At 58.2% G+C, this 20406-nt stretch carries 16 protein-coding genes; 6 read left to right on the top strand and 10 right to left on the bottom strand.

Annotated elements, in window-relative coordinates; genetic code table 11:
* Positions 1 to 152: 152 nt before the first annotated feature.
* The 7 genes from AC2D8O_RS10410 to AC2D8O_RS10380 all read right to left on the bottom strand — a co-directional run bounded on the left by AC2D8O_RS10410 (position 153) and on the right by AC2D8O_RS10380 (position 10647).
* A complete protein-coding gene (locus AC2D8O_RS10410; RefSeq protein ID WP_484678754.1) occupies positions 153 to 2168 on the bottom strand; it encodes an alpha-ketoacid dehydrogenase subunit alpha/beta in 2016 nt (671 codons plus the stop codon).
* 103 nt (positions 2169 to 2271) lie between these two features.
* Entirely contained in the window at positions 2272 to 2655 is a 384-nt protein-coding gene (secG, locus tag AC2D8O_RS10405) for a preprotein translocase subunit SecG (RefSeq protein WP_484678753.1), read from the bottom strand.
* Between the two features lie 9 nt (positions 2656 to 2664).
* Positions 2665 to 6084, bottom strand: coding sequence for a hypothetical protein (locus tag AC2D8O_RS10400; protein WP_484678752.1), 3420 nt, complete (start codon positions 6082 to 6084; stop codon positions 2665 to 2667).
* A 61-nt stretch (positions 6085 to 6145) separates the two neighbouring features.
* Complete coding sequence (locus AC2D8O_RS10395; RefSeq protein WP_484678751.1) at positions 6146 to 6706, bottom strand: LptE family protein; 561 nt, start codon at positions 6704 to 6706, stop codon at positions 6146 to 6148.
* A 1-nt stretch (position 6707) separates the two neighbouring features.
* On the bottom strand, positions 6708 to 8000 hold the full coding sequence (locus AC2D8O_RS10390) for a sigma-54 interaction domain-containing protein (RefSeq protein ID WP_484678750.1): 1293 nt from the start codon (positions 7998 to 8000) through the stop codon (positions 6708 to 6710).
* A 37-nt stretch (positions 8001 to 8037) separates the two neighbouring features.
* Positions 8038 to 9504, bottom strand: a complete 1467-nt coding sequence (gene miaB, locus AC2D8O_RS10385) for a tRNA (N6-isopentenyl adenosine(37)-C2)-methylthiotransferase MiaB (protein WP_484678749.1) — start codon at positions 9502 to 9504, stop codon at positions 8038 to 8040.
* A gap of 66 nt (positions 9505 to 9570) precedes the next feature.
* The gene (locus AC2D8O_RS10380) at positions 9571 to 10647 is read right to left on the bottom strand and encodes an acyltransferase family protein (protein WP_484678748.1); all 1077 of its coding nucleotides are present in this window, start codon (positions 10645 to 10647) and stop codon (positions 9571 to 9573) included.
* Positions 10648 to 10882: 235 nt separating this feature from the next.
* Between AC2D8O_RS10380 and AC2D8O_RS10375 the strand changes: the two genes are divergently transcribed.
* The 5 genes from AC2D8O_RS10375 to AC2D8O_RS10355 are packed head-to-tail and all read left to right on the top strand — an operon-like array spanning position 10883 to position 15073.
* Positions 10883 to 11575, top strand: coding sequence for a metal-dependent transcriptional regulator (locus AC2D8O_RS10375; protein WP_484678747.1), 693 nt, complete (start codon positions 10883 to 10885; stop codon positions 11573 to 11575).
* Positions 11572 to 12642 carry a bifunctional diaminohydroxyphosphoribosylaminopyrimidine deaminase/5-amino-6-(5-phosphoribosylamino)uracil reductase RibD gene (gene ribD / locus AC2D8O_RS10370; RefSeq protein ID WP_484678746.1) on the top strand — a complete coding sequence of 357 codons (1071 nt, stop codon included), beginning with the start codon at positions 11572 to 11574 and terminating at the stop codon, positions 12640 to 12642. The genes AC2D8O_RS10375 and ribD overlap by 4 nt, the downstream gene beginning before the upstream one ends.
* 42 nt (positions 12643 to 12684) lie before the next feature.
* Entirely contained in the window at positions 12685 to 13737 is a 1053-nt protein-coding gene (gene rfbB, locus AC2D8O_RS10365; RefSeq protein ID WP_484678745.1) for a dTDP-glucose 4,6-dehydratase, read from the top strand.
* Positions 13734 to 14603, top strand: a complete 870-nt coding sequence (locus tag AC2D8O_RS10360; protein ID WP_484678744.1) for an EamA family transporter — start codon at positions 13734 to 13736, stop codon at positions 14601 to 14603. The genes rfbB and AC2D8O_RS10360 overlap by 4 nt, the downstream gene beginning before the upstream one ends.
* Entirely contained in the window at positions 14600 to 15073 is a 474-nt protein-coding gene (locus AC2D8O_RS10355) for a gliding motility lipoprotein GldH (protein ID WP_484678743.1), read from the top strand. Before AC2D8O_RS10360 ends, AC2D8O_RS10355 begins: the two co-directional genes overlap by 4 nt.
* Positions 15074 to 15077: 4 nt before the next feature.
* Here AC2D8O_RS10355 and AC2D8O_RS10350 read toward each other — a convergent pair whose 3' ends face one another.
* Positions 15078 to 16328 (bottom strand): PSP1 domain-containing protein, encoded by a 1251-nt coding sequence (locus AC2D8O_RS10350; RefSeq protein WP_484678742.1) that lies wholly within the window; start codon positions 16326 to 16328, stop codon positions 15078 to 15080.
* Between the two features lie 128 nt (positions 16329 to 16456).
* Positions 16457 to 17254 carry a diaminopimelate epimerase gene (gene dapF / locus AC2D8O_RS10345; protein ID WP_484678741.1) on the bottom strand — a complete coding sequence of 266 codons (798 nt, stop codon included), beginning with the start codon at positions 17252 to 17254 and terminating at the stop codon, positions 16457 to 16459.
* Positions 17255 to 17316: 62 nt separating this feature from the next.
* On the opposite strand from dapF, the gene rodA reads away from it, so the two are divergent.
* On the top strand, positions 17317 to 18588 hold the full coding sequence (gene rodA, locus AC2D8O_RS10340) for a rod shape-determining protein RodA (protein ID WP_484678740.1): 1272 nt from the start codon (positions 17317 to 17319) through the stop codon (positions 18586 to 18588).
* Here the strand turns inward: rodA and AC2D8O_RS10335 are convergent.
* Positions 18585 to 20396, bottom strand: coding sequence for a lamin tail domain-containing protein (locus AC2D8O_RS10335; protein WP_484678739.1), 1812 nt, complete (start codon positions 20394 to 20396; stop codon positions 18585 to 18587). The genes rodA and AC2D8O_RS10335 overlap by 4 nt on opposite strands.
* Positions 20397 to 20406: the final 10 nt, after the last annotated feature.

The following is a 20406-nucleotide window of genomic DNA, read 5'->3' as shown; positions in this document are numbered from 1 at the left end:
CAACAACAGCGGAGTGGAAGCGTGAAGGTCTTCATAACGGCAAACGGGAGCCTGAGGCTCTGTAAATGCAAAGATGGAATAAACGGCGCAACGAACCATCAACAGTTTCTGAATGACGGCTCGTTGCGCAGTAAGACGTTGGGCCTGACGGCTCAGTAGGCGAGGAGTTCCTGCACCTTGGCCTTGAGGCGGGCAACAGGCAGGAAGTTCTTCTCCAGCTCGGGGTTGAAGGGCACGGGGGTGTCCATTGAGCCGACGCGCATGACCGGGGCATCGAGCGAGCGGAAAAGGTCTTCGCCAATGGCAGCGGCGATTTCGCCACCGATGCCGCCTGTCAGGGTGTCTTCGTGCAGTACCAGGCAGCGACCGGTTTTCTTCACCGAGCGGTAGACGGTTTCGCGGTCCCAGGGCAGGAGTGTGCGAAGGTCCACTACTTCAATACCGGCTTCGGGCATTTCCTTAGCCAGATTTACCGCCCAATGCACGCCCGTACCGTATGTAACGATGGTGAGGGTGTCGCCTTCCTGAACAATAGCAGCTTTGCCGATGGGCAGGGTGTAGTAGCCTTCGGGTACCAGGCCGCTGATGGAGCGATAGAGCAGTTTGTGCTCGAAGTACATGACCGGGTTGGGGTCGGCGAGGGCCGCGGTGAGCAGGCCCTTGGCATCGTACGCCGAGCTGGGGTAAACGATCTTAAGGCCGGGGGTGTGGAAGAACCACGCCTCGTTGCTTTGGCTGTGGAAGGGGCCAGCAGCAGTGCCTGCGCCCGTTGGCATGCGGATGACGGCCGGTACGGGCAGGTTCCAGCGGTAGTGGGTCTTGGCCAGGTTGTTGACAATCTGGTTGAAGCCGCAGGACACGAAGTCGGCAAACTGCATTTCCATCATGCTGGGCATGCCTTCGAGTGCCAGGCCCAGCGTGGTGCCTACGATGGCGCTTTCGCAGAGGGGAGTGTTGCGGACACGGCCTTTGCCAAACTCTTCCACGAAGCCCTGCGTGATTTTGAATACGCCGCCATACTCGGCGATGTCCTGGCCCATGAGCACCAGCTTGGAGTCGCGGCGCATGGCTTCGCGCAGGCCGTCGGAAATGGCGTCGATGAAACGCATCTCCTTCATGCTGCTGTGGTTTGGGGCCACAGGTGCGGGTACGTTCTGGGCGTATACGTCGCGCATTTCCTCTTCGGTGTCTGCCACGATTTCGGGCAGCGCGAAGGTGGTGGCCAGGGCAGATTCAATCTGTTGCTTGATGGTGGCGCGCAGTTCGTCAATGCGCTGCTGGGTCAGCAGGCCCTGTTCTACCAGCCAGCGCTCGTAGTTCTCAACGGGATCCTTGCGTGACCATACTTCCTGCAGCTCTTTGGGTACGTACTTGGTGCCGCTGGCTTCTTCATGGCCCCGCATCCGGAAGGTCATGGCTTCCAGAAGAATGGGCTTGCGGTCGCGGCGCATTTTCTCGGCAATCCGCTTGGTGGTCTCGTACACCTCCAGAATGTTGTTGCCGTCTACCTGCACGCCCTCGATTCCGTAGCCAATGGCTTTGTCAATGAACTGGCGGCAGCGGAACTGCTCGTGGCTGGGGGTGGAAAGACCATAGCCGTTGTTCTCTACGAGGAAAATGACGGGGAGATCCCAAACAGCTGCTACGTTGATGGCCTCGTGGAAGTCGCCCTCGGAGGCTCCGCCGTCGCCGCTGAACACCAGCGAGATGAACTCTTCACCTTTAAGATTGCTGGCCAGCGAGGTGCCGTCGGCCACGCTGAGCATGGCGCCCAAGTGCGAGATCATGCCGATGATGCGGTGCTCGGGGCTGCCAAAGTGGAAAGAGCGGTCGCGGCCTTTGGTGAAGCCAGACTTCTTGCCCTGCCACTGCGCAAACAGTTGCGTCAGGTCTACATCGCGGCTGGTGAAGACCCCCAGGTTGCGGTGCAGAGGGTAGATATAGTCGGTGTGCCGGAGGGCCATGGTAACGCCCACTGCGACGCCTTCCTGCCCAATGCCGCTGAACCACTTGCTGATTTTGTTCTGCCGCAGGAGGATGAGCATTTTGTCCTCAATCATGCGGGGCAGCAGTATGGCCTCGTAAAGCGCCAGCAATTCGGCGTCGGAAAGGCGGCTGCGGTCGTAACGGATGGGGGTTTCGGCGAAGGATACAGGAGAAGCGATCATGATGCCGGTAGGTTGGTCGGTGCGCAAAGTTAGGGCATTCTGACTCGTAACAAATGGAAAAGCCACCGTAGTGGGTGGCTTCTCCTGTAGGCTGTAGGCAGAATTACTTCTGGCCGGCAGTGGTATCGGCGGGGGCCGGTGTACCCTGTTGGGGTGCCGGAGCAGGTATGTTGGGAGTGGTCTGCAGGCTCTGCTCTACTTCGGGGGAGAGTTGCAGGCCATTCTGGGGAGCACTTTCGCGAACAGACTGCGACATCATGATGTTGATGGCGAAGGTCATAACAAAGATGCCAGCCATCATGCCCCAGGTAAGCTTTTCGACAACCTCGGCACCTTTGCGAGCACCGAAAATCTGTTGCGCGGCGTTGGCGCCAGAGGTGTTGGAGACCAGACCACCGCCTTTGCTGTTCTGGATCAGGACCAGGCCAATCAGAAGAATCGCGAGGAGTGTCAGCAGGACAACCAGAGTGATAACGAATGCGGACATATGCGGTGATTACTGCAGTCGGTTGATAAGGTCGGCAAAGTACGTGCTTTTTTCCGGGAATTTCAACTGGAGCTTCTGGTATACCTGACGGGCTTTTTCAATGTTGCCCTGTTTGACCAGGATTTCGGCCAGTGTTTCGGAGGCTGCTTCCATTTCAGCGGCTGCGGCAGCTTCGGTTTCTTCATCGCTGAGGGTTTCGACACTGCCTTCGGTTTTCAGCGAGCCCAAGCGTGGCTCAAACTCGGCAAAGCGTGTAATAAGGTCATCGACGTTGGTGGCAACCACTGGCAGCGGTGAGTCTGGAGCATCGCGTTCGACGTCGTAGCCAGCACGGGGATCGGCGAGCGTGGTAGTTCCAGCGGCATTGGGTTCGCGGCCCTGCTCGCCGGTCATGTCGCGCACTACGCGATCGAGGAACTTCTGCTGAATGCTTCGCAGGTTGATTTCATCGGGCAGCGGCATGCCTTTGCTGCGAATCTTGGAAAGATTTTCGCGGAAGGCACTGATGCGAACCGCAAAATCTTCGGTCTGGCGGCCAGCCTCGCCAGTAGATGGCAGCGCACTTTCGCTGGCCTCTATTACCTCCCCCATAACAGGCTCGGCCGACAGGGTAGGCAGTGGAGTTGCCAGTATTTCAGCGGCGCGGTTGGTAGCAGTTGGTGGGGCTTCGAAGGCTTTTTCCAGGTGCTGGAAGGTTTCGGGGCCCATGAGGCGGCGCAGCTCCCGGTCTTTCAGCATGATTTCGTTGGGCTCGGCAGGAATATGTGGCTTCTCTTCCACAAGAGGCTGACCGGGCGTCTCTTCCGCTGCTACAGAGGTTTCGGTAGTGGGTACTTCGACAGGGGTTTCCGGTTTCTGAACCGGAATCTCGCGGAAGTAGCGCATCTGCTCGGGCTTGATGACGATTTCCACCCCAAGGTCACTCTCGCGGAGGGCAATGGGCTCGGCGGGGAGTGTTGGTGCCACATCAGCGGATGCTGTTTCAGCAACAGCCGGGGCTGTTTCGTCGAAGTCGCGGTGCAGGGTGGGTGCTAAACGCAGACGGCCAAACTCAGGCTCGACGAAGCGGCGGAACGAGTCGGTCGTCATGGTGGGGTCTTTCGGCGCAGGGTCTACGGCCTCGGGGCTGAGGTGCGCAGTCGCTTTCTCTACCGCCACAAAACGGTCGGCTCCTTCATCGGTAATGCGGCCAACGGGAGTACCTGCGGGAGTTGCCTGGGCTGGTTCTACGGCAGGTTCTGCTGCTTCACCCATACGCATTACAATCCGCGTATCGGTTTCAAGCGGGACAAATCTGCGGAATGAATCGGTGCTGATGGGCTGTATTGGGCCTATCTCTTCCACCGGCTTGGGCGCCACCGCAGGGGACTCCAGCGTTGCAGCAACTGCAGAAGGTGTTTCTGGCAAAGCTGACTCTGAGCGGGCGGGTTCCGGTGAGGCAGCCACGGGCACATCAGCCATCGGTTCGGTTGCAGGCGCAGCTTCGGGCTTGGGGGCCTCGGGTTCGTGTCGGGTGGCTGGTGCGTCGAAACCCGTGGGTCGGTTGCGCAGGCGCACGCTGGTTTCGGCCGAGAAATCGGGCTCTACAAAGCGACGGAAACTGCTTTCTCCGCCCAACTGCTCGGCGCGAGGGGTGGGTTTCAGGTGCTCGTTCGACGGCTTCAGAGCCTCAAGTTCAGGAAACTGATGCGTCTCAGGCTTTGCAGATGATGGAGTAAGCTCGGTAGCAGGGTTGCTGGTAACAGGTTCTGCGGGTGCTACTTCAGGCTCGGCAGCGGCAAGCGGGGCTGCTGGTTCTTCGGTGGGGTCACCGCTGCGGCGATTGCGGCCCTCTACATACAGCGTTTCCGGCTTGATGTCGAAAGAAGGCTGTACAAAGCGGCGCATAGACTCAGAAGAGCCTTTGAGGTCGTTGTCGGCAGGAGCAGGTGCAGCGTCGGTTTTGGCTTCAGGCAGTGCAGCCGGCTGTTCCGGTGCAGGCGCAAAAAAGGGCTCCAGCTTGCGGGTGGGTACTTCTTCTGTAGGGGGGGCTGGTGTTTCCACCATCTCCAGGCGTTTTTTGAGCGCCAGCAGGCTGGGGTCAGTGTCCTCGGGCGCAGCAGTAGCGGCAACTGCAGGTTCGACTGCGACAACCGGGGGTACCTCAACCGTGGGTGCGGCTGCAACTGGCTCCGATGGCTCGGGCGTGGGACTGCTAAGTTGCTGGTTGATGAGGCTCAGCAGTTTGCGGCGCAGGTCGTCCATTGATGGGTCGGCACCCATCTGACGGTTGTGCTGCTCCAGGGCTTCGGCAGCCAACCGCTCCTCTTCGGCTTTCTGCTCAGGTGTAAGCTCTGGCTCGGGCGGCGGCGGCGGGAGGGTTCGCCTGGCCTCTGTCGGGCTCTCTGGCACCTCAGCCGGTTCTGTAGGCGCGGGCACCGCGGGTGCAGCTGCAACTACTTCTTCAACTGCCGCCACAACAGGCTCGGGTGCCGGAGGCGGAACAAAGGCCGCGGGTTCGGGCTTTTCGATAGCGGGCGCGTCAGCAGCAACAGGAGCAGTGGCGGTAGCCACCGTTTTGCCTGTAATCTGCGCTGCAACAGAGACAGTGGCCCATTCCTCCAGATGCTTGCGAATTTCCTTGGCCAGCTGGGCAGACAGTGGCACATACATGCCTACACGCACCTGCAACAGTGTTTGCAGCTTTACGTTGAAGGCGTCGGAGCTGGCTGATGCTGGAGAAGCCGCCTGAACAGGGACAACAGGGGCCTCTGGCTTGTTTTCTGCTTCAGCAACAGGGGCAACAACTGTAGTTGCTGGTGTTGTTACTGGGGGCTCTTCGGGCGCAAACAGTGGTTCTTCCTCCGCCGAAACTGCTGGCGCATCTGCAACGGCTGGGGTCACTTTTTCAGCAACGGGCAGCGGCTCAGGGGCGCGGGGTTCGGTAGTAGGCTTTGCTGCCAACTCAGGATCTACACGGCTGGCGACGGGTGTAGCTGGCAGAACCGGGTCGGGGTAGTAGTTCTCGTCGTCCTGTAGATAGGAGGGCACGAACGAGGATTTGCGCTGCGCCGGCATGACGAAGCGCGGGTTGACACCGCCCGCATTGGGGCTGGTGGGTTCGGAGGGCGCATCTTCCAGAAAGCCGGATTTGCGTCCGCCAATCGGCAAGGGTTCGCGGCTGCCGGTGGGTTCGGAGTTTTCGGAAGGAGGGGCAATGGGGCGCTCTACGAACTCGGCCAGACGGGCACGATCGTGGGCATAGAGTGCGGCTTTGGCAATGGGATCGCCTTCACCAACTGCCTCGGCTCCCAATTTCAGTTCCCGCGCCTGAATGATGTGGAGCAGGGAGAAATACGGAAACTTCGCCAGCTGCTGTTGCAGCACACTGCGCTCCTGCTGACCCAGTGGGCCAGCGCTTGATCGGTTGTAGAGGTGCAGGGGATTCACCGTCCGCCTGAGGGTTTTTAAGTATTCAGCGCCTGATAACTACCAAAAATAGCGTAATTCCTTACCAATCAGACAACGCCTGATTAAAAATGTCCTGTGAGAGTCGGTCGTTCAGATCGGCCAGGAGCGTACTTTCGACGGTTGCCAGACTGACATTGGCCGGATAGTTGGCGAACTGCTCAAACACCTTGTCGAGGTTGTCTTCGGGGTGCTTACTGCTTTCTACGGTGATTTTCACGCGCATGTAGAGGCGGTTTTCCGCCGCGGTGTTGCCGGCAACGATGTTGGCGGGCTGCACATAATAGTCTACAATGACACCAGTGATCTGGAGGTCGCCGCCTGAATTGACGAGGCGAAGGCGGCTCTGAGTCTGGAATTTGTTACGCACAGCTTCTGTCAGTTCCTGTGCGGCAGAGGGCGAAACCAGTGGAGAAGTGTTCTGGAAGAGCTCAACTGTGAATGTCTGTACGTCTTCGGGCACCGACGCACCACTGAAGGAATAAAAGCAGCCCGTTTGCGACCAGGCAACGAGGCTGGCCAGGAGCATCCAGAGGGCAGCGCGGCCCCAGCGCTTCAGGCGGCTGGGGGGGCGATTTTCACAACGGCAGTTTTCGCAGGCCATATCAGTGTTCCAAGCCGTAGCTTTTGATTTTCCGGTAAAGAGTGCGTTCAGAGATACCAAGTTCGGCGGCCGCTTTTTTGCGGTTGTGGTTGTACTTGGACAACGCTTTGGCAATGAGGTCGCGCTCCTTGCGCTCCAGCGACAGCGATTCTTCCAGCAATGGAGGCTGGTCGGCAGGGTAGGCGTCCGCGCCATAGCCTCTTCCATAGCGCGGATCTGCCTGGGGTGTTCTTACCGCCAGTGCATTGGAGCCCGCGGGCGGATGGATGATGACCTCGGGGTAGGCGACGTCGTTTTCGCGCCGGGGCGGGTAGGCGGGAGTGGGGATGGTGTCGAAGGGCGCTTCGGTGAGGGCGGCTACTGTGCGCCGCAGGTCGGCCAGTTCGGTCTTGATTTCGTAGAACATGCGTACCAGCAGCTTGGGGTCCAGGCCCTCTACCGTGCCAGCGGTGCTTTCCTCGCGGCGGGCGTCGTTGCTTGAAGGCAGGTGCACGGGCAGTTTGCTCTCGTTCAGTGGCAGGTGCTGGCGCATCATCTGTGCTGAAACCTGCGCCTGCGGTGAGAGTACGGTGAGCTTCTCTACGAAATTGCGGAGTTCGCGGACGTTGCCAGGCCAGTGGTATTCGTACAGCAATGCGCGGGCGCCTTCGTCCAGCACGATGGGTTCGCGGCCATAGCGGGTTGCAAACTCGTTGGCGAAGTAGCGGAAGAGCAGTTCGATGTCGGACCCGCGCTCACGCAGCGGGGGCACGTATATCGTGATGGTGTTCAGGCGGAAGTAGAGGTCTTCGCGGAACTTGCCCTGGCGAATCTGCTCTACCAGATTCTTGTTGGTAGCCGCTACCACACGCACGTCTGTCTTCTGGACCTTGCTGCTGCCTACGCGCAGATACTCACCGTTTTCCAGCACGCGGAGCAGACGGCTCTGGGTGTGGAGGGGCATTTCGGCTATTTCATCCAGAAAGATGATGCCGCCGTTTACCTCTTCGAAGTAGCCTTTTCGGCTGTCGTAGGCGCTGGTGAACGAGCCTTTCTCGTGGCCGAAGAGTTCGCTGTCGATGGTGCCCTCGGGAATGGCACCGCAGTTGATGGCAATGAAAGGGCGGTGTTTGCGCAGCGACAGCTGGTGGATCATGCTGGCAAAGACGTCTTTGCCCGAGCCGTTTTCGCCCACTACCAGCACGGTAACCTCGGTGGGGGCTACCTGCAAAGCAATGTCGAGGGCGGTGTTCAGCTTGGGGCTGTCGCCGACGATGCCGAAGCGCTGCTTGATGGTTTGCCTACTGGTTGACATTCGTTGCGTAGGGAGAGAGGAGCGTTGGTAGGGAGTGTCAGGCGGTGGCTAGTTCGCCAATGAGGGTGGCGCTGGTAGAGGAAGTGACGCGCACCTGTACGTAAGTGCCAGGGGTATACTGTGTGCCCGCTTTGTCGAAGACCACCATCTTGTTCTGGTCGTTGCGGCCGGCATACTGCTGGTCGCTGCGACGGCTGTCGCCTTCGATGAGCACAGTAAACACCTTGCCTACATCGCGGGCATTGCTTTCGCGGCTCAGCTGGTTCTGCAGTTCGATAATCTCAGTGAGGCGGCGCTTCTTTACTTCCTCGGGTACATCGTCGGTCATTTTGCGGGCTGCAAGGGTGCCGGGCCGCTCGGAGTAGAAGAACATGAAGGCGTGGTCGAAGCCGACTTCGCGCATCAACGACAGGGTCTCCTGGTGCTCCGCTTCGGTCTCGGAGCAGAAGCCGGCTATGATGTCGGTAGACAGGGCACAGTCGGGCATGATTGCGCGGATGCGCTGAATGCGCTGGAGATACCACTCGCGGGTGTAGCCACGGTTCATGGCTTCCAATATGCGGCTGGAGCCACTCTGCACTGGCAGGTGAATGAAGTTGCAGATGTTGGGATAACGGGCCATGGTCTCCAATACCTCGTCGGTCATGTCCTTGGGGTGCGAGGTGCTGAAGCGGATGCGCAGCTGGCTGTCTACTTCGGCGGTCATGGCCAGGAGGTGCGCGAAATTGGTGCCTTCGTAATGGTAGGAGTCTACATTCTGGCCCAGCAGTGTTACTTCTTTGTAGCCCTGCTGCACCAGCTCCTGCACTTCGGCTACGATGCTCTTGGGGTCGCGTGAGCGCTCGCGGCCTCGGGTGAAGGGCACCACGCAGAACGAGCACATGTTGTTGCAGCCACGCATGATGGACACAAAGGCAGATACGCCATTGGTGTTGAGGCGGATGGGTGCAATGTCGGCGTAGGTTTCCTCGCGGGAGAGCAGCACATTGACGGCGCGCTGACCCGACTCTACCTCGGCAATCAGCTCGGGCAGGGCGCGGTAGGCGTCGGGGCCTACGACGAGATCCACCAGCTTTTCTTCGTCCAGCAGCTTGGTTTTCAGCCGTTCGGCCATGCAGCCCATTACGCCTACCATCAGGTTGGGGCGTTTGTTCTTGGCCGATTTCAGGCTGCGGAGGCGGTTCCAGATTTTCTCTTCTGCGTTTTCGCGGATGGCGCAGGTGTTCAGCAGCACGAGGTCGGCAGAGAGTTCGTCGCGCGTGAAGCCGTAGCCCATACCTGTGAGTACCGAAGCGATGATCTCAGTGTCGGAGAAGTTCATCTGGCAGCCATAGGTTTCCACATAGGCATTGCGCAGGCGGGCATCCCCCTGATAGGCTTCGCCCTGTCGGCTCTCATCGATGGTCTTGACGAGGCCCTCCAGTTCGGGGGCAAGGGTATCGGTGTGGCCGCCAGTGGTGGGTACGGCGCTGGGCGTGAATACTTTCTGTGTGTTCTGGCTCATGTGGCAATCGACAGCGTGCAAAGATAACGCAAAAGGCCGTCGATTTGTGACAAAATGGCAGAAGCGTTATTTCGGCTTCTTCAGCAGGAGAAAGGGCCGTTCGATGAAGAGGTAGCTGGCCGTGCTGACAACCGTGATGATCAGCAGGGTGGAGAAGCAGAGTGCCCAGATGTTGGTGAAGCCGTAGGGTACAACCCCTTTGACGAACTGGTCGTGTATCGGGCGGTGCAGTAGATAGACGCTGTAGGAAATCTTGCCAAAGAAGGTAAACACCGGGTTGTCGATGAAGCGGCTGGCACGAGAGCAGGGATGATAGAGGCAGTAAGCTGTAATCAGGGCAAACGTGAGTGTGCCCAACAGCGTAGACCCAAAATACTGCCAGGCATCCATGCTGAAAGGCAGGTAAACCGTCCGGGAGCAAAAAATGGCCAGTATCATCAGTGCCAGCACAGCAACGAGTGCGTAGGTCTTGGGTTTCAGACTTGGAAAGGCGAGGTAACAATAGGCCATCAGCATGCCAGTGCCAAACTGTGCGTAGCGGGCCAGAGTGTTGGTGTAGGCCCATGAACGGTACAGCAAGGCATCGGACTGTATCTCGGGCAGCAGAAGCCAGACAGCAGTCTGGTAAGCAATGGCAACCAGAATCAATCCGGACAGAAAATAGAGATGGTGCTTTCGCTCGAGCTGCATGAAGGCGTACATCAGCAGCGGCAGCGTCAGGTAGAACTGGAATTCAGTTGCAACAGACCACGTGACGCTGTTGATGACATTGTGTTCGCTGAAGAGGTTGATGGTGAGAGTGAGGTAATACGGGATAGCCGGTAGGATCAGGGATACATAAGGACTGGCTGTTAACCACATCAGCAGACCGAAGATGGCCGTAGTGATGAAGTAGAGTGGGAGAACCCGAAGCATGCGGTTCCGGAAGTATGGGGTCAGTTGTGGCGCAGGTGCCTGCTCAAGTGCAGCACGGAGGAAAGGGTAGCTGACCAGAAACCCGCTGAGTACAAAAAACAGCTCGACCCCGCCGCCGCCTGCATAGCTTTTCATCCGTTCGTAGAAGGTGAGGCTTCCGAGGTGGGTATTCTTGAAGTTGTGGCAGAATACGACGCTCAATACGGCAATTCCGCGCAAACCATCCATTCCGGCGAGGTGACCTCTCTCCAGCAAAGCGGCCCTCCAGCCTGCCAGTTTCTGCGTCATGCGGCGTCTGTCATGGGGTGCGAAATTACGCCAATGAAACTTTGGGCGCCTGGCATTTCAGTACAGTAGAACCAATTGGGTAAAACGAAGTAGGGATTGCCGGATGGCGGGCATGGTCTTTGCCTTAGTTGTACCTTTGTAGTATCCATCCTCACGACGCCAGATCCGCTCTACAATGCAGCCCCAGGCCACCAGTACGGAAGAAAATTACCTGAAAGCCATTCTCAGACTCTCCAGTGCAGAGAGAGGTAATGGTGGTCATGCGGTGACTACCAATGCCTTGGCGGCCGCTCTCAACACCACTCCCGCCAGCGTGACGGACATGGTGAAGCGCCTGAACGAGAAGGGCCTGCTTACACACATACCATACAAGGGTGTGATTCTGACCCCAGAAGGTCGAAAGCTGGCGCTGAACACGCTGCGCAAGCACCGTCTGTGGGAGGTGTTCCTGGTAGAAAAGCTGGGCTTCAAGTGGGACGAGGTGCATGATATGGCCGAGCAGCTGGAGCACATTCACAGCCCGCAGCTGGTAGAAGCCCTGGATGCTTTTCTGGGCCACCCAAAGTTCGATCCCCACGGCGATCCCATCCCGGATGCGGATGGTCGCATGGCCTCACGCCAGACCGAGAACCTGTCTGTTACGGAAACAGGGGTGCAGGTAGTGGTAGCAGGGCTGGTGCATACCTCGCCCGACTTCCTTCGGTATCTGGACCGCCTAGGCCTACGTATAGGCGAGGAACTGACCGTGCTGGAGCATATAGACTTCGATGCCTCGCGGCTGGTACAGGTGGGTAGAAAAGGTGGCGACACCCGCGAACTGCTGCTGAGTCGCGCCGTGACCGAGAACCTTTTGGTGAGCCGCACATGAGTGTGCTGACGCCTGCCGACGAACAGTTTCTGCGCCGCACGCTGGACCTGGCCCTGCGCGGTGGCAACGCCGTATTTCCCAATCCGCGCGTAGGGGCTCTCCTTGTTGCCGATGGCCGCATTGTCGGGGAAGGCTGGCACGAGCGCTTCGGTGGGCCGCATGCCGAGGTTAACGCGTTTGCCAACTGCACCCACCCCGAACTGCTTTCGCGCAGCACGATTTATGTAAGTCTGGAACCGTGCAACCATCAGGGCAAAACCCCGCCCTGTTCCGAGTTGATTGTGCAGAAGGGGGTGCCCCGCGTGGTGGTGGGCAGCATAGATCCCAATGTGAAGGTGATGGGTGCGGGCATTGCCCGGCTGCGGGAAGCGGGCGTTGAGGTAATCGTGAATGAGGATACCGCCCCCTTTCTGGAGATAAACCGGGCATTCTGGGTGAACCAGCAGCGCAAGCGGCCGTATGTGATACTGAAGTGGGCCGAGACCGCCGATGGGAAAATGGGCAACCGCGATGCGGCGGCTGGCCGGTTGATGATTACCGGCGCCGAGACCAACCAGTACACCCACACCCTTCGCGCGCAGGTGCAGGCTGTGCTGGTGGGGGCGAGTACGGCCATCGCCGATAACCCCCAGCTTACGGTGCGGCTGACCCACACAGGCCGCCAGCCCCTGCGGCTGGTGCTGGACCCCGGCAGGCGGATATTGGAACACCCCGACCTGCACCTGCTGGCCGATGGCAGCGAAACCTGGCTGTTGCTGGAAGGCGAGGAGCGCACGGAGGGTAGTCTGCGGGAGATTGACCTACTGAAGTGGGGCAATGAGCCCAGCGAGTGGGTACCACACCTTTTCCGCACCTATGGCGTGGGCTCGGTGCTGGTGGAAGGCGGGGCTGCTACGCTACAGGCGTTTCTGGCGGCCGACTGCTGGGACGAAATCCATGTGCTGCGTGGCCCTGACGCGGCTCCCGAAGCCGATGTGCTGGCTCCGCGCCTTTCTGCCACTCAGGCGCAGGCCCTGGTGCGGAAAGGAATGCTGGGGAAAGATGCCCTGTGGGTGGCAAGTAGGTAGCAGGGGTGTACCTTTGCACTCTTACACGATTTCTGCGCAGGCATGAACATACTCATTACCGGAGGGGCAGGTTTCATTGGTGGGCATCTGGTGCGCCGCATGGTGAAGCGCTATCCGCAGTATCGCATCGTCAATCTGGACGTGCTTACCTACGCTGGCAACCTGGCCAGCCTGCGCGACATTGAGCATGCGCCCAACTACACCTTCGTGAAAGCCGACATCTGCGATCTGGCGGCAGTAAGCCAAGTAATGGAGCAGTACAGCATAGATGCCGTGATACACCTGGCAGCCGAAAGCCATGTAGACCGCTCGATATTGGACCCGCTGGCATTTGTGCGCACCAACGTGCTGGGCACAGCCACGCTGTTGCAGGCGGCCCGCCAATGGTGGGGTACTCGGCAGGACGTGCGGTTCTACCACGTGTCTACCGACGAAGTGTACGGCTCGCTGGGTGAAACGGGCTTTTTTGTGGAGACCACTCCCTACGACCCGCGCAGCCCCTACAGCGCCAGCAAAGCCGGAAGCGACCATCTGGTGCGGGCCTGGGGCCACACCTATCATATGCCAGTGGTGCTGAGCAACTGCTCGAACAACTACGGCCCGATGCAGTTTCCGGAGAAGCTGATTCCGTTGATGATACTCAACGCCCGCGATGGGAAGCCGCTGCCAGTGTATGGCAAGGGCGAAAACGTGCGCGACTGGCTGTGGGTAGAAGACCACTGCTCGGCCATTGACCTGATACTGCACAAAGGCCGGGTAGGCAAGACCTATAACATCGGTGGCAAAAACGAGTGGAAGAACATTGACCTGGTGCACCTGCTGTGCCAGACGATAGACCGCAAGCTGGGCCGCGCCGCTGGGGCAACCGCTGGACAGATTACCTACGTGACCGACCGACCGGGCCACGACCTGCGCTACGCCATAGACCCCACCAAGCTGGAGACAGAACTGGGGTGGGCGCCCTCGCTGCAGTTTGAGGAAGGGCTGGAGCGCACCATTGACTGGTACCTGAACAACGAAGACTGGGTGACCGCCGTAAAGACTGGCGGATATCAGCAGTATTACGAAACCCAATACGGCAACCGACTGGCATGATTGCACTGCTGCTGACCATCCTGCTCTCGGCCGGGCTGTATGTGCTGCTGCGCGAAGCTGACCGCCGGGGCTGCGACCGAACGATGGTCATCTCGGTCAACTATCTGGTGTGTCTGGTGGTGGGGGCGCTTTTTGATCCGTCCAGCGCGCAGGCGGCACTGAACCCCGGACCCGCTCTAGGGCTGGGGATGTTGCAGGGAGTTCTTTTCATTTCGGTGTTCTCGCTCATTGCGTTGGGTTCGGCGCGGGTAGGGGTAGGCTACACCACGCTGGTGTCCAAAATCAGCCTGGTAGTGCCCTTTCTGGTGTCCATTGTAGCTTTTCACGAGAAACCCGGCCTGATGCAGTGGCTGGGCGTGGTGCTGGCATTTGCAGCCATTGTGTTGGTGAACTACCAACTGGTGCGCGGGAACGCGCAACATGGTTCCACGTTGAAGCCCACACAGATTCTGTTTTTGGGGATCTCACTGTTTGTAGGCAATGGCCTGATTGATACCAACTTTAAACTCTTTGACGAGTGGTATCCGGCATTCCCTGGCCCTGCTTTCTCGCTTATCGTATTTGGCGTGGCGGCGTTCATTGGCCTGACGCTGACGGTCGTTCGGCTGGTGCGGGGCCAAGTACGCCTGCACTGGCGCGATGTGGTTGCAGGCATCTGTATCGGTATTCCCAACTACTTCTCCATCATTACGCTGATTGAAGCACTGAAAGAGCTGCCCGGCACGGTATTTTTTCCCAGCTTCAGCATTGGCCTGCTGCTGACAGGGGCTCTGGCGGGCCGCCTGCTTTACCGCGAACGTTTTGATGCTTTTGCCCTGGCAGGCCTGCTCTGTGCAGTAACAGCCATTATCCTCATACTCCAATGATCCGACTCCAACTCTTGCCTGTTCTGTTTCTGCTGCTGGGGCTGACTGGCTGCCAGTCGCCTGAGGCAATAGGCGAAAAGCAGCTGAACCCCGAACAGGGCTGGCCTATCGCCGACTCGCTGCTGCTGCAGTATGAGGCCAATGACACGCTGCCCCGCCAACTGGTACTGAAGCTGGAGGTAACGGAAGATTACCCTTTCAACAACCTGTGGGTACGTTACACGGTGAAGGATCCCGCGGGTAAGGTGCAGCAGGGCCGTGCAGAGTTTCTGTTGGCTACCAGTGATGGCAAGTGGCTTGGCACCAAGAACCCTTTGACGGGTACGGTATCAGCCACAGCGGTGCTGAACGAGGAGGCACGGTTCCGTACCCCCGGCACCTATCAGTTCAGTTTGGTGCAGTACATGCGTACCGACACGCTGAAAGGCGTTCAGCTGGTGCAGTTTTCGATACAGGCTGCAGCGAAATAAGCTGTTACTCGGCCGAAGGAGCTGGTTTGGCGCCTTCTCCTCCACTGCGGTTTCCGCGGTTGCGGCCACCTCTGCGTCGGTTTCGGTTGCGGTCTCCGCCTTCTTTGTTGTCGCTGTCAGTGCTGCGGCCTTCGGCGCGGGGCGTTGCGCTGCCTTCTCCACGTGGCGGGCGCTGCTGCCGGTTGCCCGACTTATCTCCACTGGAGCCAACGACAGTAGGTTTGCGTCCATCCTTGCGTCGGCGTGGTGTGGGGGTCATTCGTTCGTGCAGACTGCTCTGGCCCACTACGTCCACAAAGTCGAGTGAAGCCTTCTGGGGCGCTGCGGCCTGTTTGGCGGCGGCTTCTTCGTCCAGTGCATGCAGACTGGGTGGGCGAATGCCCTGCTTGTTCAGCTTAACCAGCTCAATGACCTGCTCTACGGGCAGTGCTGTCCAGTTCTCCTCGCCCACGTAGCTGAACCACATGGTGCGCTTGAAGATGTCGGTCTTCTGAAGGGTGGCCTGGCCCAGTTCGGTCTGGATGTGTTTTACCTGTGGGATGTCCTTGAGGGCATCCATGTAGGTTTCCAGTTCGTAGTTGAGGCAGCACTTGAGGCGGCCACACATGCCAGTGATTTTGGCTGGGTTCAGCGAAATCTGCTGGTAGCGGGCGGCCGAGGTGTTGACGCTCCGGAAGTCGGTGAGCCACGACGAGCAGCACAGCTCGCGGCCACAGGAGCCTACGCCACCTACAATGGCGGCTTCCTGGCGCATGCCAATCTGCCGCATTTCCACCCGGATGCGGAACTCATGGGCCAGCTGCTTGATCAGCTGGCGGAAGTCTACGCGCGTTTCGCTGGTGTAGTAGAAGATGGCCTTGGTGCCGTCTGCCTGAAACTCTACATCGGACACCTTCATGTCAAGCCGCAGTTCGTCTACGATGGTGCGGGTGCGTGTCAGGGTGGTGTATTCGCGGCTGCGCGCCTGTTCCAGCAGGCTGATTTCGGCGTCCGAGGCTACACGCAGAATGGTGCCCACCTCTTTCAGGCTCACCTTTTTCTTGCGCATCTGTAGGCGGGCCAGTTCGCCGCCCATCGTCACCATGCCAATGTCAAAACCACGGTCGCAGGCTACGACGACAAGGTCGCCAGTGATGATATCCAGCCCGGCATCGTTCCGGAAGAACTGCTTGCGGGTGGTTTTGAACTTCAGTTCGTATATGTTCTGCTCTTCAGGTATGCCGGGCGGAAGCATGTTTTCCAGCCAATCGGTCACACCCAGCCGGCTACATCCGCCGGTTCCGCAGGAGGTGCATCCCATAAGTAGAGGAGTATATGTAATGAACGGGAGTATACCCGTTTCGACAGCCCCAAGTTAGGGCTTTTGCCGCGGTGTTCAACGCCTCAGGGCTGCGCAACCTCAATAACTCCCTGAAAGACAGCTGTTGCGGGTCCTTTCAGCCAGACGGTTCCGTTTGTGTCCTGGCTCACGGCCAGTTGCCCTCCCATCGCCTGCACGGCGATGGTGTATGGGGGCGGCTGGGGGAAAAGGCGGGTTGCATACACTAACGCTGCTGCTGTTACGCCCGTGCCGCAGGCCAGGGTTTCGTCTTCTACACCGCGCTCGTAGGTACGGAGCGTCAATTGATTGTGGCCTGTAGGCAGCAGGAAGTTGACATTGGTTCCACCAGGCTGGTAGGCTTCGCTGTTGCGAATGGCCCTGCCCTGCTCTACCACTGGCCAGGCAGTGATATCAGTGCCCTGAGGCAATACGCACACATGGTGGGGCGACCCTGTGTGGATGAACCAAGCATCGGGGCCCACTGGAGCCGCCTCGGCCTGTATGTTCATCTGTACTACTACATCCTCTCCTTCCAGCTGTGCCAGATGCGGGCCATCGAAGGCCAGAAACCGGCAGTTGTCACCTTGAAAGAAGCCGAGTCGTTTGGCCAACGCCACAGCACAGCGCGAGCCATTGCCGCACATGCTGCTCAGACGGCCATCGGAATTGTAGTAGCGCATCTCAAAGTCATAGCCTTCGGCGGCCTGCAGCAGAATAAAGCCATCGGCCCCGATGCCGAAGCGCCTGTGGCAGATGTGTTCGTACAATGCGTCAGCGTTGGCGGGGAGGCCGATTTTGCGGTTGTCCACCAGGACGAAGTCATTGCCTGCTCCGTGGTATTTGTGAAATTCGATGCGCATGTGATGAGACGCCGTTCTGCGAATGTAACTTTACTGCAAACCCACGCCACACAGTCCATTTCATGAACCGCCGCTCCATCAACGTAGATTGGCTTACGGTTGGTCTATATCTGTTCTTCGTCTTTTTCGGATGGATCAACGTCTATGCGGCGTCGGTGCGCGATCCCAACATCTCTATTTTCAACGTAGACTATAACTACGGCAAGCAGTTCATCTTTATCCCCATTGCGCTGCTGATTGGAGGTATAATTCTGTTGCTGGATACGAAATTCACCCAGCTTATCAGCTACCTGGCGTACGGGGCCACGATAGCACTTTTGATGCTTGTGTTGGTGGTGGGGCGTGATGTGAATGGGGCCCGAGCTTGGATAGACCTCGGTGGGCCATTCAAGGTGCAGCCTGCCGAGTTTGCCAAAATAGGTACGGCTATGGCTGTAGCGGCCTTTATGACGCGCTACAATTTCTCGCTGAAACGAACCACAGACCAGTTGGGGTTGGCTGCGCTCATTCTGGTGCCTGCGGGGCTTATCATGTTACAGCCCGATACCGGCAGTGCGCTGGTTAGCAGTGCGTTCATTCTGATGCTCTTCCGCGAAGGACTGTCGCCCTGGTATCTTATTCTGGGTTTTCTGGCAGCTGTGTTCGTCATAATGGCGCTCACGATGTCGAAGTTCGTGGTGATTGGTATTGTGGTGGCACTGGCGGTTTTGTCGTTCTTCTTTCTGTTTCGGCGCAAGTTCTGGGGGCTGCATCTGCTGCTGATGATTGCATTCTCGGGACTGGTATTGAGCGTCGATTTCCTGATGACTGACGTGCTGAAGCCCCACCAGCAGGTGCGGGTGCGCGCCCTCTTTGACCCACAGACCGACCCGCTCGGTACCGGCTGGAACATTACCCAAAGTAAGATTGCCATAGGCTCGGGGGGCTTTACAGGCAAAGGCTTCCTGAAGGGTACGCAAACAAAGTTCGATTTTGTGCCTCAGCAGGATACCGACTTCATTTTCTGCACCATCGGAGAGGAGTATGGCTGGCTGGGCAGTACCGTATTGCTGGTGTTGCTATTTGTGTTTTTGGCCCGTCTCCTGTATCTGGCCGAGAACACCAAGACCCAGTATGGGCGTATCTACGGGTACATTGTGGCCAGCATTTTCTTTGTGCACGTGGCCATCAACATAGGTATGGCTGTAGGTGTAATGCCGGTTATTGGCATTCCGCTGCCATTCTTCTCCTATGGCGGCAGTTCGCTGATTGCGTTTACCGTGCTGCTGTTCATTTTGCTGAACCACCACGCCAACCGGAACAATATTCTGGGTTCTGAGCGCCGCAGCGCCTAGCGGTGGCTTTGAAGAATGAATGCTGCCCGCAGACTGCCTGTTTCTCCATCGGCAGTCTGATAGGAAATGAGCCATACATACGGCCCCGAGGGCAGTATTTGTCCGTTTGCATCTCGGCCGTCCCATTCCAGTAGAGTTTCGCCATTCAGGAGCAGGGTTGAAGCCAGACTGGCAGACTGTGCCAGGCCGTTGCCTGCAATGAGTTGCAGGTCCAGCCGAGTGCCTTCGGGCGCCAGCAGCCGTAGAGTTTGTGTTTCTAGATGGCCATCGCCATTGGGTGAAAAATGCGGGCCACTGAGATGGCAGGCTACAGGGGCTTCATGTGATTGTGAGCGCCAGCCTGGGGTGCCAAAATGGTGCAAAGATGCCGCTGTGCGCCAGCGTTTGCCTGTCCATTCCAGCGCTATTCCATTGATGGAGCGCAGGAATGAGGAATGTAATGCGGGTTGCCAGCGTTGCGTGGCCAGTGTAAGCCCGGAGGATGTCTCAAGGGCCAGAAGATCGGTAGGGAGTATGGGCGGCAGGGGTTTTTGCAGCAGGCGAATGTCGGCAGTATCTGGCGGCAAATAATGGTTCTTCACCCAGGTGGTGTCGCTGGTGAATGCCGCCACCTGGCCGGGCAGCAGAATGTCATTGGGCAAATGAACAACCGTCCTGGCGCCATCTCGTATGCGCACAAGCTGAAGTTCGGTAAGGCGAAGTGCACGCGTAGAATTGTTCAGCAGTTCGACATACCGACTGCCTTCTGTGGGAGGCGCCAGCATGAGCTCTGAAAAGACCAGTTGCCCCGGGAGAGGTAGTTGGGCGTCGGCCCAGAGAACCGTCGCCACGGTATCAGACAGAAGGTTGCCAGCGCGGTCAGGTATCTGCTGACAGCGAAGCTGGTAGGGCTTAAGCGACAGGAGCGGGCTGGTCAGCTGTACTTCCAGTTTCCACTCAGAATAACTCAGAATGCGAAAACTTGATATGCCAGGCCCGCCGGAGAGGCTCAGGGAGGCCAAGAGCGGCAGCAAAGGACGGCTCAGTGCTTCGGAGAACTGGAGTTCAAGGGTTTGGGCATTGGTGGCTTCAATGCGGAGGAGTTGGGGTGGTGTGCTATCGGCTAAGGCTTGGGCCCGGAAGTCATCGAACCAGAATTGATCGCGGCTGGCTGGTGTGTGCTGCACCGAGAAGCCAGTGTATTGAGATGCCGAATAGGTGCTGTCAAATGCCATGGCATCCTGGACATACAGTAGTCCATCTGTGGAGTGGCGAATCTGCCAGCAACCAACAGCATCCACCTCTACCTGAAGAAAAATCGTTTGCCCAGACAATGGGAGGGCGGTTTCGCCAATGGCCAGCAGGGTTCGGGCTCCGCCATCCTCGCGCCAGATCGTTGGCACATTGCCATAACGGTTACTGCCAAGTTCCAGCGTGTAGCCTTTCGAAGTTGGCGACCGAAGCAACGGGTTGTCGCTTGCAAGGTGCAGGCGGAAGCTGTTGCGGTTGGAAAGTGAATCCAGCGATGTGTCCAGACGCAGCTGCCAACGCAGGGTGTGTTTTTTTAACGGTATAGGCCAGTGTGTTGCAAGGTGCAGCGTCTCATCCTGTGGATTTCCGTCTAACTGTAAACGCCCACCTGTTATGTGCCGAAAGCGATTGAGGGTGCCCAGCCACCCTGGGCTTACAGTGAGGTCGCCATCCTCAAAGGGGTCTGTGATTACCGGTATCTGGGAATATGATAATGAAGGTAGAAGGTGAAAAAACTGAAACACAAACAGGTAGAACAGTAGCCTGCCACCTGAGTTACTTTTTTTGCCAGTATGCATACCATCGCCC

It is taken from the genome of Pontibacter sp. T17 (assembly GCF_057219875.1).
This window is presented reverse-complemented; position numbering and strand designations above follow the sequence as displayed.

Excerpts from the sequence above, each read along its gene's own strand:
- AC2D8O_RS10410 (WP_484678754.1), bottom strand. The coding sequence starts at position 2,168 with ATGATCGCTTCTCCTGTATCCTTCGCCGAAACCCCCATCCGTTACGAC.
- secG (WP_484678753.1), bottom strand. The coding sequence starts at position 2,655 with ATGTCCGCATTCGTTATCACTCTGGTTGTCCTGCTGACACTCCTCGCG.
- AC2D8O_RS10395 (WP_484678751.1), bottom strand. The coding sequence starts at position 6,706 with ATGGCCTGCGAAAACTGCCGTTGTGAAAATCGCCCCCCCAGCCGCCTG.
- AC2D8O_RS10390 (WP_484678750.1), bottom strand. The coding sequence starts at position 8,000 with ATGTCAACCAGTAGGCAAACCATCAAGCAGCGCTTCGGCATCGTCGGC.
- miaB (WP_484678749.1), bottom strand. The coding sequence starts at position 9,504 with ATGAGCCAGAACACACAGAAAGTATTCACGCCCAGCGCCGTACCCACC.
- AC2D8O_RS10380 (WP_484678748.1), bottom strand. The coding sequence starts at position 10,647 with ATGGATGGTTTGCGCGGAATTGCCGTATTGAGCGTCGTATTCTGCCAC.
- AC2D8O_RS10375 (WP_484678747.1), top strand. The coding sequence starts at position 10,883 with ATGCAGCCCCAGGCCACCAGTACGGAAGAAAATTACCTGAAAGCCATT.
- ribD (WP_484678746.1), top strand. The coding sequence starts at position 11,572 with ATGAGTGTGCTGACGCCTGCCGACGAACAGTTTCTGCGCCGCACGCTG.
- rfbB (WP_484678745.1), top strand. The coding sequence starts at position 12,685 with ATGAACATACTCATTACCGGAGGGGCAGGTTTCATTGGTGGGCATCTG.
- AC2D8O_RS10360 (WP_484678744.1), top strand. The coding sequence starts at position 13,734 with ATGATTGCACTGCTGCTGACCATCCTGCTCTCGGCCGGGCTGTATGTG.
- AC2D8O_RS10355 (WP_484678743.1), top strand. The coding sequence starts at position 14,600 with ATGATCCGACTCCAACTCTTGCCTGTTCTGTTTCTGCTGCTGGGGCTG.
- dapF (WP_484678741.1), bottom strand. The coding sequence starts at position 17,254 with ATGCGCATCGAATTTCACAAATACCACGGAGCAGGCAATGACTTCGTC.
- rodA (WP_484678740.1), top strand. The coding sequence starts at position 17,317 with ATGAACCGCCGCTCCATCAACGTAGATTGGCTTACGGTTGGTCTATAT.
- AC2D8O_RS10335 (WP_484678739.1), bottom strand. The coding sequence starts at position 20,396 with ATGCATACTGGCAAAAAAAGTAACTCAGGTGGCAGGCTACTGTTCTAC.